At 43.8% G+C, this 14,056-nt stretch carries 6 protein-coding genes; all 6 read right to left on the bottom strand.

Annotation, left to right across the window (positions count from 1 at the left end):
* Window positions 1–111: 111 nt before the first annotated feature.
* Window positions 112–2,643: a GH39 family glycosyl hydrolase gene (locus QNH28_RS14470; RefSeq protein WP_283911963.1), complete on the bottom strand. Its 2,532-nt coding sequence runs from the start codon at window positions 2,641–2,643 to the stop codon at window positions 112–114.
* Between the two features lie 142 nt (window positions 2,644–2,785).
* Entirely contained in the window at window positions 2,786–4,639 is a 1,854-nt protein-coding gene (locus QNH28_RS14465) for an ABC transporter ATP-binding protein (RefSeq protein WP_283911962.1), read from the bottom strand.
* Window positions 4,626–6,365, bottom strand: coding sequence for an ABC transporter ATP-binding protein (locus QNH28_RS14460; protein ID WP_283911961.1), 1,740 nt, complete (start codon window positions 6,363–6,365; stop codon window positions 4,626–4,628). Before QNH28_RS14460 ends, QNH28_RS14465 begins: the two co-directional genes overlap by 14 nt.
* Window positions 6,366–6,376: 11 nt before the next feature.
* Entirely contained in the window at window positions 6,377–6,862 is a 486-nt protein-coding gene (locus QNH28_RS14455) for a nitroreductase family protein (protein WP_283911960.1), read from the bottom strand.
* Complete coding sequence (locus tag QNH28_RS14450) at window positions 6,849–7,232, bottom strand: hypothetical protein (protein ID WP_283911959.1); 384 nt, start codon at window positions 7,230–7,232, stop codon at window positions 6,849–6,851. The genes QNH28_RS14455 and QNH28_RS14450 overlap by 14 nt, the downstream gene beginning before the upstream one ends.
* A 220-nt stretch (window positions 7,233–7,452) precedes the next feature.
* Window positions 7,453–14,052 (bottom strand): GH92 family glycosyl hydrolase, encoded by a 6,600-nt coding sequence (locus tag QNH28_RS14445; protein WP_283911958.1) that lies wholly within the window; start codon window positions 14,050–14,052, stop codon window positions 7,453–7,455.
* Window positions 14,053–14,056: the final 4 nt, after the last annotated feature.

The following is a 14,056-nucleotide window of genomic DNA, read 5'->3' as shown; positions in this document are numbered from 1 at the left end:
ACCTCTTGGAGGAGAGGTGGTCAATTACACACTTTTAGGTTCATTTTTAATCTAAATGAAAGCGTTTCAATATTATTCATCAAGATGAAGCTTAAAAAATGACTCATTTTCTCAAAACAATGGAGTCAGCTCAATGAGCTCTACGCTATGAGGTTCCATTCTAATGACAACAGAAAGCTCTTCACCTACTTCAAGAAGCTGAATCTGTCTACCTGGAAGAGAGGCAGCTTTCAGATATGCTGTGTCCTCTGCAGTCAGAACGGTTGGAGCCCCCATCTCTACCCACTTGTCAAAGCTGCTGCCATGTGCCCTGCTGATCGTATGGGTTACTTGCTTATACCTGCCAGATGATAATCCAGTTAATGTTAGCTCAATTTTGAGAAGCCTCTCGTTCTTGAAGCCACTATAACGGCTAGTAGGTGTAATGAATGAAGTATCACCAAGTGCGTATAGATCATCAAAATGACAGTAATTATAAGCCAAAATCTGATAACCCCCTCTTCCAGCCGTCACGATATAACCCTCTTCGTGTGCTACTAGCTGATTCCCCAGCTTAGCGAGCATTTCATAGGCATGCATAGCCGCTTTGGGAATTCCATACTGAGCCATAAGACCAAGCCCACCATGAAAAATCCGGGATGATGCTGCTGTTTCTTCGATATTGTCACTTAGGACCCAGTAACCAAATCCACTGATGCGGTCGAGATTTTCGATGATATTTTTTACGATATATGCAGCTTTATATAATGTGTCATTGGTCAGTTCACGATGAAATGCTGTTGAATTCCATTCGGTTAAATATAGCTCTTGTCCGTTAAGTCCCACCTCAGCGAGCAGCCCGATTTCACGCTCCAGCGATTCCTTCAAATAATCGGGGTTTGGGGACACTTTGTTGAACCCCTCTACCGTCAGGGGTGATATCTCTTTTTCACTTAATACTTCTTTATGCTCCCCATTTTTAATAAGCAGATCATCCATGTCCTCATGCGGATAAAAATGTAACGGGATAAAATCTGGAAGACAACCCCGTTCTTTGCAGAAAGCGAAGAACTGTTCACAAAACGCATTGGAGTTCAGAGTAATAATTCTACCAGGAGCGCCAATCTGAAGGTTCAGAGAGATGGCTTTGAGGGTATCAAACGTTCGGGCATACATTTCGTTGTACGCTTCTTCTGTCGCTGGCCAGAACAATCCATATTCCGGTTCATTCCAGAATTCAAACCTCCAGCTTTCCACCTCTTCAAGACCATACCGATTGAGACAATGACGAATAAAGCGATCTACCAATTCACACCAGCGGTCCATGGATTTAGGCGGACTCACATAACTCTGTTCATAAAACACATGTTTACTGCTATCTGCTGCGAGATCAAAAGGCATAAACCCAAGTTCTATAAAAGGCTTCAAGCCGATCGATAACAGAAAATCAAACAACTGATCTACAAAGCGAAAATTATAATGTACCTGCCCTTCGTGATCCTCCCGGTACACCATCATTGAATCATCAAAAATTCCATGAAAACGTAAATAACGAAACGGACACCGCTCTTGTACATATTTCAAATGAGCTTGTACATCACTTTGAAGTCCTTCATTTGCTTTACTAATCGTAATGATATTTTTCCAGCTATGCTGGATTTGCCGCTGAATCCTGTCTAAAGAAATGCTCGCAGACAGCTGAACAACCGCATGCACGGGTTCAAGCTGGTGCGACTGACTGCGCCGGAGGAATTGTCGAATAATGCCCAGTGCGCTGGCTTGATTAAATGCTAAGTAGCCGGAAGCAGAACCTTCCTGTTTCGCATGAGTTTGAGGCCGGTATTTTTTGCGGTACTCATGTGGTGTAATATGATATCGGCTTTTGAATGCAGCGTAAAAAGATTTCGCGTTTGGAAAGCCTTGCTCAAGTGCCAGCTCGGCAAGCGAATGCTCTTGATCTCTTAAAAGGGCTTCTACTGTATTTTTTAAACGAATGCTGGTTAAGTAAGTCTGGAAGTTGACCCCAATGTTCTCGCTAAAAAATTTGGACAAATACGGCACCGACAAATACTCTCGTTCTGCGATTGTCTGCAGTGACACCGGGTCTTTATAATGTTCATCTATATAAGTGATGATGCTCATCATTCGTTCCATATATTTTATATTCATCGCTTCGCCGGAATTTGGCAGCTTGAACTGTTTGACCAAAATAGAGAATAACCCAAGCATACGCGCTTCCATCTCCAGCTCATAGGCTTCTCCACCTTTATACTTCAGCTGTACCATTTCAGCCATGAGCTGACGCATGTTATCTAAGCCGTTTTGCTTCTCAGGGTCAACTTCAGCAGAATAACATTCAAAACTAATCTTCTCCACATTGTGGATGTGCTGCTTAAGATAGGTTGTAGGGATTTGAAAGGTAGCGATGATATTCTGATCTAAACCGATAACTTCATGCACGTAACACTGGTTAATGAGTAGCATATCCCCTTCTTTAAGCCTATATTGACGGTTTCCGGTCGAAACCTCTAGATTACCAGACAGCACAAAAATCAGCTCCACACTCATATGCCAGTGATTCGGCACAAAGTTGACGCTATGTAAAGAAACATCAAACGGTAGTTTGCCTTCGGTCTCAAGCTGCTCATAGCTGGAATGGCTCACATAATCACTTCCTTGTTTACATTATCTTGTAGTAGCATACAATGTCGCGTTTCGGCGGTCAATTCGATGGTCTGTGATCACCTCTCTAACAAAAAAACACTGATCCAAGTCAGTGTTTTTCACCAGCAATATGAACGTTTCTTTAAATCGCTCGTTTGAACTGGGTATTATATAACTCGTAATAGGCGCCTTGCATTGCAAGCAGCTCCTCATGACTTCCTTGCTCGGCAATTCCTCCACCCTGAATCACGAGTATACGATCGGCGTCCTGGATCGTACTAAGCCTGTGGGCGATTACAAAGCTTGTTCGACCCTTCATCAAATTCTTCATCGCTTGTTGAATGTGCATTTCCGTACGCGTGTCCACGCTACTGGTTGCTTCGTCAAGAATTAATATGGCAGGATCAGCTAGAATTGCGCGAGCAATCGTTAACAATTGGCGCTGGCCATGACTTAGATTACTGCCTTCTGCATTGAGGAGGGTCTCGTAACCATGCGGCAATCTTTTGATAAAAGCATCCGCATTGGCTAGCTGCGCCGCTTGCTCAATTTCTTGATCGGTCGCATCAAGTCGGCCAAACCGAATATTCTCACGAATCGTTCCCGAGAATACATGCGCATCTTGCAGCACCATCCCTAATTGACTACGAAGTGCGTTTTTGTCAAGCTCTCGGATATCGCGACCATCAATGACTATGGAGCCTCCGCTCAAATCATAGAATCGGATCAACAAGTTAACAATAGTTGTTTTACCTGCTCCTGTTGGGCCAACGAGCGCAATTTTCTCTCCTGGTTTTGCTTCAAACGTTACGCTAGACAGAATCGGAGAATCCGCTTTGTAAGCAAAAGAAACGTCCTGGAAAATAACTTCCCCTTTTAACCTTGGCAGATCATCAATTTGTTCATCTTCGTATTCGGACGGCATCTCCAAAACCTCAAATACACGTTCCGCACCGGCGATTGCAGATTGAATTAAATTGTACTGATTAGCAAGATCAGAAATAGGTCGACCGAACTGTTTAGAATAGGTTAAGAAGCTAACGATTATTCCAACTGTAGCCATGTTATGGAATGCCATCCAGCCACCAACCCCGGCAATGATCGCAAATCCAAGGTTATTAATCATGTTCATTACAGGTCCCACTAGTCCAGATACGATTTGTGCCTTAATGCTGACCTTATTTAGTTCTCCGCTGATTTTGCGGAATCGTTTAACTTCTGCTTCTTCCCTACTGTATTGTTTGACCACCTTTTGCCCGCTGATGGTTTCTTCAATAAACCCGCCCAGCTCACCTAAATGACGCTGCTGATTTCTAAAATAAGTACGACTTAAACCTATGATTTTACGGCTAGCCAATAATACGAGCGGGATCGTGATTAATGAGACTACAGTCAACGGAACGTTCAGCATTAACATAATAACGAGGGAGCCGCTTAGTGTAATCAAACTATTTAACAATTGGGTTACACTCTGATTGAGTGTGCTAGATACGCTTTCTATATCGTTAGTTGCCCGGCTCATCAATTCTCCATTAGCCCGAGTGTCAAAAAACTTAATGGGCAGCTGCTGATACTTGCTGAACAAATCACGGCGCAGCTCAAAAACAGTATTCTGCGAAACAGATGTCATGACGTATGCTTGCACCCAGGCAACTACACTGCCTAGCCCATAAATGCCAATAAGGAGTATGCAAAACCGAATAAGACCCTGATAATCGTGTGGAATAACCGCAGTATCAATCGCTTTACCGATGAGATAAGGTCCGATCAATGAAAGAAGTGCATTCAACACAGTAAATACATATACAATGATTAACCCGAACCGCTGACGATTCAAATAAGTCCAGATGCGTTTAAGCGTGCTCGCTTGATTTTTGGCGCGCACGATTGGCACAGCGCCGCCGCGTCCGGGGCCAGATCCCGGTCCTATTCCTGGTCCGAATCCGCCTGGTCTATGGATAGGGGGAGTGTTCATGCCGTTGTCATGCTTTGACATAAGGAACCTCCTCCCCTTTCATCTGTGATTTCCAGATGTCTCGGTAAATTTCACTGCTGCTCATAAGTCCATCATGTGTACCTTGAACAGCGATTCGCCCGTTTTCTAGAATTAAAATGCGGTCCGCATCAATCACAGATGTGACACGCTGAGCAATCATAATATTAGTGCTACTACTTAGCCGTTTTTTTAACATTAGCCGAATTCGCGACTCTGTCGCCGCATCAAGCGCGCTAGTACTGTCATCCATGATAAGAATTGTTGGCTGAATTAACAACGCCCTTGCAATCGAAAGCCGTTGCTTCTGCCCACCGGACAAGTTGATGCCTCGTTGGCCAAGCACTGTATCGTATCCCTGTGGAAGCTCTAAAATAAAAGGGTGAGCTTCCGCAGCTATTGCTGCTTGTTCCACTTCTTCATCCGTAGCCTCCGGTCTGCCATATCGGATATTATCACGGATCGTTCCGCTGAACAGAATGGCCTGCTGCATAACGTAACCGATCTTGCGGCGTAAATGTTCCAAAGAGATCTGCCTAGTGTCGGAACCATCAATTGTGATTGATCCAGAAGATACATCGTAAAGGCGAGGAATGAGGCTCACCAAGGTTGATTTACCAGCACCGGTGGCTCCAAGTATGGCTACGGTTTCACCTGGCTCAGCAGTGAAATTGATGCCATCTAACACGAGATTCTCATCCGTAGGATCATAGGCGAATGAAACGTTGTCAAATACAATTCGACCGTTTGGTATCGCATCTTTTTTAGCTTCGGTTACATCTGTAATCTCGCTGATCGTGGAAAACACTTCACTCTCCCGATCTGCGGAGACCTTTGCACGCGAGAAGAACGTGAGCATATTGCTCAACATCAGCATAGACATCAACAATTGGGTGATATAGTTAATGAAGGCGATTAACTGACCAACCGGCAGAGAGCCGTTCCAGCTCTGCAGCCCCCCAAACCAAAGTACAGCTACGATACTGGCATTGAGCACAAGCATCATGAGCGGCATATTCAACGACATTAATCGCACCGCTTTTATCGCAGTCTCTGTGTAATCCTTATTTGCTGTATTAAACCGTTTCTGTTCATGCTTAGCACGAACGAAGGCTTTGACTACACGAATACCCGATAAATTTTCCTGCAATACTGTGTTCACGCCGTCTAATTTGACCTGCATTTTCTCGAACAAAGGGAAAGAAAGTCGAATTAACCCATATAATATTGCAACCAGCAATGGCACAGCAACGACAAGGATGAGGGTCAGCGAAGGACTAATTCGAATGGCCATTATCAAGCTACCGATTAATAGTAGTGGAGATCGAATATTTCGCAAAATCATCTGAACAAAGGTTTGTAGCTGGACCACATCATTTGTTAAACGAGTAATCAACGAGCCCGTCTTCAATTGATCCAGATTCTTGTTTGAGAATTTCTGAATATGTTCAAACAGATTAATCCGAAGATCATTACCGAAATTTTGAGAGGCGATGCTCGAAAAAACGGTGCAGCCCACCCCACCAATTAGACCGATAATTGCCACTCCAAGCATGGTCAATCCCGTCGAATAAATATGGGATAAATCATTCGTCATAATCCCATGATCCACAATGCTTGCCATTAGAGTAGGCTGAAGCAAATCCATAAACACTTCGAGCATCATCATAAGTGGTGCTAACACAGACCACACCCAATATGGCCTTAAGTAACTCTTAAGTTTCCACATTCCATCACCTTTTAAGATAAATATGTGATTTTTGACTTCATCGGTGTTCTCGGCTTAGCATTTGGAACTTCCTGCGGATATCCAATACCAAATACACCAATCACATCGTAATCTTGCGGGACACTCAGAATCTCACGATTATGAGGCAAAGCACCTAAAGAAGCCCAATAGGCTCCAACCCCTGCTTCATGTGCAGCTAATAAGAAGTTTTGTGCAAAACAAGCAGCAGCCATAACATTCTCGTCACGTTCAAACGCTGTTGCGCCCGGTTTAGATAAGATAGCAAGAACGACAGGAGCGCTACCGAAATCCGTCTTATGCTTTAATTTAGCTCTAGTATCAGGGCCGATAAATAGGAGTTCCCAAGGTTCGTTCATCCGATGATTAGGAGCATAACTAGCTGCTTCCAGCCAATTCAAGAATTCGTCCTCATGTATCGAGTCCGTCTTAAATTGCTTAATACTTCTACGGGTTTTAATAAGATCAATGGTTTTCATTTTTTTGATCATTCTCCTCTTTTTTAATTTCTCCAACAGTCTTATCTTCCGGCGTTACTTCATGAATCTGAAAAATATGGATAAACTCTTCAATGATCGCTTCTGTTGCCTTCAATTCACCGCTAATCACTTGCTTGATCGAATCCAGCTCCGGTGCTTGCAGCTGCCGCTGTAATGTGGCTCGATTCACATTAAGCTTTTCCAAAAATGCTAAAGCTCTGCCGCGACGAAAAGTTTGAGCACTTTTTGGGGGACCATCCATAGAATCCATCCCATGTCTGCCCATGTGCTCACGATCTCTATGCTCTCCACGGTCTTTGTGTTCCCCATGTTCTCTATGACCGCGTTTTCCGAAATTTCCATCACGCATAGTTATTCCTCCTTTTCTGTGTATACATATGTATACGTTGCGCTCTTGTATACAAATGTATACGATTTAAATTAGATCTGTCAAGTTTATTTTGGAATAAAATAACACTGATCCCATAACGGATTCAGTGTCTACACTTCAACAGCAACAAAACTTAATAAGGGCTGCGTTATGCGGCGAATAATTCCGCCGATAACGCAGCCCCTTTAACTTACAACGATTATTTTTTCAACAAATTATAAATCACTTGAGCCGCTTCCGCACGAGTCGTAATGCCTTTCGGATCAAATTTACCTGAATCGCGCCCTTGGATTAATTGCAGGGATACAGCCGCATTCACATCATCGGCAGCCCATGCCGCAATTTGCGCTGCATCTGTAAACAAACTGCTTGAACCTTCGGCCTTGATCCCTTTAACAGCCTCATATGCGCGTATGATCATGACAACCATTTCCTCACGCGTAATTTGAGCCGTTGGTTCGAATGTGGAAGTACCTTTACCTTTTACAATCCCCTTTGCTACAGCGGCGGAAATCGCTTCCGCATACCAATCGCTTGCCTTGACATCAGTAAATGTTGATTCGCTAGCTTCATTTTTCACCTTTAACTGGAGCGCTCTAACAATCAGTGCAGTGAATTCGGCACGAGTCACACTGCGCTGCGGCTGGAAGCTGGTCGGTGATGTACCTGTAATGATTTGCTTCGCGGCCAATTCTTTAATGATGTTAGCAGCCCAATGGGTGGAAGGTACATCAGCAAATTTCTTTGTTAGCTCAAGAGCAAGGTATTTGCCAGGGTGATTAACTTCACTAACAATGTAGTTATCCGCGCTTGCCCCACCGATATATTTCAGTAATCCATCAGCCCCAATGAAGTAAATGCCTGTCAGCGGTGAATGGATCGAAGGATCAAGATGGAAGCGAATCGAGATGAGTGGATCGAATTTATCCAGCGTTGTTATTACTCCAGCTTTGCCGATCAACGCTAGGCTCAATTCATACCCTTGACCTGCAGAAAGGATATCTGCATTCATCGAATCTTTGCCTGCAGCAATCGCTCCATTCACTTCAGATTGTGTAAGTGACGTCAACTTTAATGATATACTGCTATTTTGCAGATCGGCGGCACTCAAATTGCCGCTTAGCTGCTTAAATAGTTTGGCAGGAATCACGAGGGTGATATTCTCCAGCTTCACTTCCAAATTGCTATCTCCCAGTAGGTTAAATGTATTGGATGGAAGCTTCAATTCCTTAGTACCGGCTGGCACCTCAAGCGTTGCAGTTCCGCCGACGGGTACAATTTGTGCTGGCTTGATTGTCACCTCACCCACCTTGCCTTTTTCTTCGGCTGGAGGTGTAGGATTGCTATTCCCTCCTGAATTAGGGTTTGTAGGATCTGGGTTTGCAGGTTCTGGATTTGAAGGACTGGATTGAACCGAAAAGCTTACTTTATAAAAGAACTTCGTACTGCCGTCTTCTGCCGTTACTTCAATCACCGTAGCTCCCGGCAGACGATCCGGGGCTGTCACAATCACCGTTGCCTTTGAATCGCTCGGAGTCGCCGTTAACGTAGGTACGTTTACTGTGCCCGCAGGCAGAACAACTTCATAGGTATCCACGCTGCTATCGAATCCTGCTAAAGCTGTACCCTCGATAATAATACTGCTTAACGTTGCATCACTGTTTTTGGAAGGCTCTGGTTCTTTCTCCTGTACAGTAAAGTTAATTCTGTAGCTGAGCTTTGTGATGCCGTCTTCCGCTGTCACCTCAATCGTTGTCGTACCCGGTAAGTGATCCGCAGCAGTCACGATTATCGTCGCATTTGGATCGGTTGCTGTAGCGATTACCGTTGGAACGATTTCTGTACCAACTGGCAGAATAACGTCATAAGAATCCTTGTTGCTGTCGAACTCTTCTAAACTCGTTCCATTAACTGAAATACCGCTAAGCGTAGCTTCTGTTCCAAATGGTACATCCGCTAAATGATAAATCTGAATATCGTCGACGTACCCTCGGAAATCACCGGTATGTCCTGTGACATCAAATGATATGAGGATTTTCTCGGCAACTTTACCTGCGGCAACCTCTCCGATCTTTGCAGATACAGTGTTCCAGGCATCCAGCTTTAATAAATCACCCTGAGCCAGAGGGTTCAGAGGGGCTCCATTCTGATCCACTGCGTTTAGATTATGCAGATAAGTTCCGTCATCAAACAAAATGTCCATCGAAATATAGGCACTGATCTCTCTTTTATGCTCTAGTTGTGTAATGGCATCAGGCCCTTCCGGATGAATTCTGTAAGTGAGCACCGTTGATGGCTCAATCACAAATCCTGCTTCAAATACTGGATTATAAGAATAACTAGCTTCTGTTACCGTTACGTTGCCTGAATACAATAAGGCAGTATTCGTTATTCCTTGTTCTTGATCGATATCCACGCTGCCAGCTTTTGATTCCATGCCACCGATATTGCAGCACCATCCATTAACATTTTGCGTTTCTAGCCTGAAATTGTTCCATGCCGGTAGAATGTCCCCTGTTTCCAGCCCTGTCGAAAAATCTACTTCATGTGGCAGATCGTTTCTGCTCCAGGCTTTCACAACAACATCAAAGGTTTTGGTCTGACTAACTGCTCCCTTGTTTATCGTCACGGTTAAGGTGATCTTCCGATCTGGCTGACCGACATCCGGACGGCTTACGACTTCCCCCTTATCGCTTAATACCGAAGTGTCAGAGCTGCTCCAGGTAAGCGTCGTTCCCTGCATACCGAATTTCGGTAGCTCGACTCCTGTTGTGATATGACTTACATCCCCGAGCTGTAGTGAGGTCATCGCGATAGCAACCGCGTTCTCATCACTTACATCACTGCCTAAAAGCTCGATTTCGGCCAATGCAGTACTGGTCCCACCGTTCGTTTCTGTAACCTCCAACTGGTAACGAGAATACTCGGCTTCACCAGTGATTGCAAAAGCGCGCGTATATTGTCGCCACTGGAAGCTCTCATCCTTTCTAGAATCAAGGGTATCCCAAGTGATCCCATCATTTGAACCTTTTAGCACCCAGCTCTTAGGATCGCTCTTTTCGGTTCCCAGACCGGAAGAAGTCAAGGTATACATACTAATCTTCTCTGCACCTGCGGTGAATTGATATTGAATCGTAGGGTTTGTGCTATTTATCAATACAGTACTGGCTGAATTATTGTCAAACAAATTCTTAAGAGAGACCGTAGAGCTTCCAGCATTATCCGTGACCTTCCCTAAGCCTTGGGAAATCAACTTATCAGTACGATCACGAATAGGTCGTGGTACCTCAGTGCCAGTGGTGAGAGATGGTGAAGCATTATCATCTCCACTTCCCCACTTCGAAGGATTTGCGCCCATTTCGAAATCAAGTGTTGCTCCATTTGTTAGGTCTGAATGGAGAAGATAGTTCTTGCCATAATCGACTCCGTTGATCTTTAAGCTCTGCACATATTTATTGGTATTACTATTGTTTGGAGCATTAATAACGATTTTCTTGCCGTTTTCCAGATTGATCGTTGCTTTTTTAAATAAAGGCGCTCCAATCGCATATTCTGGACTTCCCATCTTCAGTGGATAGAAGCCCATCGCACTAAAAATATACCATGCCGACATCTCACCATTATCTTCATCTCCGGCATATCCTTGGCCGATTTCACTGCCGATATATAAGCGGTCTAGAACTTCTCGAACCTTCTCCTGCGTCTTCCATGGCTCTCCGGCATCATTGTACATATAAGGAATATGATGAGATGGTTGATTACTGTGTCCATACTGCCCCATTCTTACATCTCTTGCTTCTCTCATTTCATGTATTAAGCCGCCGTATGTTCCAGGGTATTTCGCTGTTTCCGGAGTACTGAAGAATTCATCCAGCTTGTTGCTTAGTTCTTCTTTACCTCCATATAAATTGGCTAATCCTTGCCCATCTTGCGGCACATGAAAGGCCATATTCCAGCCATTCGTTTCCGTGTAGTCCCCCGAACCCCCACCCCAAGCTTCCGGATTGAAGTTAGCTGCCGTTTCTCTCCATTCTCCATTACTGGAGCGTCCATTAAAAAAGCCTAGATTAGGATTAAACATGTTCACATAATTTTGCGCACGATTGATGTAATATTGATAATCGTCTTTGTAATGATCGTTATAGGGATCAGAGGTGTCATTTTTCTCGGCTAAGGCCTTAGCCAGATTAGCAATCCCGAAATCATTGATATATCCATCCATCGCCCAGGACATGGCTTCTCCCAGATTGTTATAACTTGTATATCCATTAAATACAGATGTACTCATACCTTTTCGTCCTACATTGGCATTAGGAGCGTTGGTTGCCGCATCCCTAAGCGCAGCCTGATAGAAGCTCTGTACGTCAAAATCTGTAGCACCTTTCAAATAGGAATCCGCAAAAGCAACATCTGCACTTGTTCCCACCATGATATTAGCGTAACCAGGAGACGACCATCTGGAGATCCAGCCACCGTCTTTATATTGCTGAACGAATCCATCTATGAGCTCGCTATCCTTGGATGGAGTCAGCAAAGCGTAAGCTGGCCAAGTCGTTCGGTAAGTATCCCAGAAGCCATTATTTACAAAAGCTTTCCCTTCAACCAACGGAGCACAGGTTTCCGTCTCTGTGCTTCCACTACAGGTTCCTGTTGCAGATTGGTTAGCATGCTTGTAAATCGGATTCCCAGTACTGCCAACGTTCTCATAAGCCGAGTTAGGCCATAAGTACAGTCGATACAGATTGGAGTATAAAGTTACTAACTGATCCTCCGTTGCGCCTTCAACCTGTATGATTCCAAGGAGTTGATCCCACTGCGTTTGTGCTTTCTCTTTAATCCTGTCAAATGTGTCTTGGGCTGTAATTTCTTGATTCAAGTTATTTTTTGCTTGTTCTACGCTAATTAATGAAGAGGCGATTCTCATCTCCACTACTTTATCGGTTGTAGTATCAAATTTATAGTAACGAGAAACGTTTGCTCCTCCGCCGTTTGCAGTAGGATTTCCTTTGGCTACTACAGGCTTATTGAACGTTGCATAATAAAACATACGTGTAGCCCCATTGGAGTTACCACTCTTTTGATCTGTATAACCTTGGATCGATCCATCCGCATTCAGAGTAATTCCACCACTATTGCCTTGATTGTCAAAGATCAGGTTAGAGCTGTTACCTGTAAAAGTAAACCGGAACATCGCTGCGTGATCGGTAGGTGTAAATTCCGTTTTGATACCGTTTTCAAAAGTGACTCCGTAATAGTATGGTTTTGCTGTTTCATTGGCATGTTTAAATTCCAGTTGCCTAGTTGTACGATTCGCGCTAGGTGTTCCTGCCGTATCCGAAGGCATAACCTGGAAGGTCTGACGATCGCCCATCCAAGGACTTGGCTCATGACTCATCGCAAAGGCTTGAATAACAGGTAAATTGTTAGCACTATTATTCAGGTTATAGGCATATGCCCAATCTGATCCGGCATCTGTTTTTGGAATCCAAAAGTTAAAGCCGTGCGGAACAGCAACAGCCGGAATATTATTGCCTCTAGAGAAGGAACCGTTCGATTGTGTCCCTCTAAGAATATTTACATATTCTGATAGACGTGATTGGGAGCTCTCAACGGGATTGGCTTCGATCTTAATATCGTCGATGGTGCCTTTAAACCCTGTACCTTTAATGACAGCGGGATTGTCGTAGGCGATTAGGATTCGTTTGATGGTTTTCCCGGCAGCTACATCACCAATTTTAGAGCTTTTGAAATTCCACTGGTTATTATATAACGTTTTAGAATTTCCTTGATCTTGAGGATTGACCTTGATTCCATGCTGGTCTACCGCACCCAGCTCATGCAAATAGGTTCCGTCTGCGAAGTATAAATCTACCGATGTATAGGTGCTCGTATATAAGGTCTGATCCTTATCTGTAAACTCCGGCGCAATATAATAGGAAAGTTCTGTAGACGGAGTTACTAGAATATCCGTATCATAAATTTTATTGTACGCATAAGCTCTTCCGCTCACGGTATTCGTGCCGGAAATAGTTAGAGCCTTTGAACCCGTCCAACCCACACTTGTTTTTGAGGTATATAGATTTGTCGGACCATTAGTGACAGAAGCTTTCATATCTACGGAAACCGGTTCTGGCTGGTCTATTCCATTAGATAAAGCGATTTCCGCTAGCTGCAATAAGCTCTCGCCATTATTTTTAGTAATATCAAACTTGTAATATAAATAAGGAGTAGTATGGTTTGGAATATCATAGATTTGACGTTGAAAACGATTAGGAAAGCTCTCATCAGTCCGCGTATCTATTACTGTCCATGTTGCATCATCATTAGAGCCATAGAGCTTCCAATCTTTCGGGTCTCTTCCATTCGCATCGTTAGCTGAGGTTAAGGCATACTTTGTAACGGTATCCGCCGCCTGCAATTTGAACTTGATCCAACCGGTTGAGGTTCTGGTTAGCCACTTGGTTGTTTCTGTACCATCTATCAATTTATCTTTAGTTTCGTTGGGAGGATTATCACTGTTAACCTGAACATCTACTATATTTTTTGTAATATCCCCTTGAATTCCTGTAAAAGGTAGATTTCCGTCCACACCAAAAGTCATCTTTTCCTTATTTGCGTTTAGTTCTGTGGTATTCTCAATGGGCTTCAAGTCACTGGCTTCAAAAGAAGTGAAGAAATCAGTTGCATCAACCGTCGGTGCAGCATTCGCTATTTCGATCGGTGAAATGGGGATGCTCCCTATCAGTAAAGAGACTGTAGAAGCAATAGTGAACAAAACCCTCAATCGGCGTTTATTCATGTAC

The sequence above is a fragment of the Paenibacillus sp. G2S3 genome (genome assembly GCF_030123105.1).
Classification (GTDB): Bacteria; Bacillota; Bacilli; order Paenibacillales; family Paenibacillaceae; genus Paenibacillus_AQ.
Note: the sequence above shows the minus strand (reverse complement) of the source record. Positions and strands in the feature narration are given on the sequence as shown.

What these genes read in the sequence shown, in the direction of transcription:
- QNH28_RS14465 (WP_283911962.1), bottom strand. Translation starts at nt 4,639, where the DNA reads ATGTCAAAGCATGACAACGGCATGAACACTCCCCCTATCCATAGACCA.
- QNH28_RS14460 (WP_283911961.1), bottom strand. Translation starts at nt 6,365, where the DNA reads ATGTGGAAACTTAAGAGTTACTTAAGGCCATATTGGGTGTGGTCTGTG.
- QNH28_RS14455 (WP_283911960.1), bottom strand. Translation starts at nt 6,862, where the DNA reads ATGAAAACCATTGATCTTATTAAAACCCGTAGAAGTATTAAGCAATTT.
- QNH28_RS14450 (WP_283911959.1), bottom strand. Translation starts at nt 7,232, where the DNA reads ATGCGTGATGGAAATTTCGGAAAACGCGGTCATAGAGAACATGGGGAA.
- QNH28_RS14445 (WP_283911958.1), bottom strand. Translation starts at nt 14,052, where the DNA reads ATGAATAAACGCCGATTGAGGGTTTTGTTCACTATTGCTTCTACAGTC.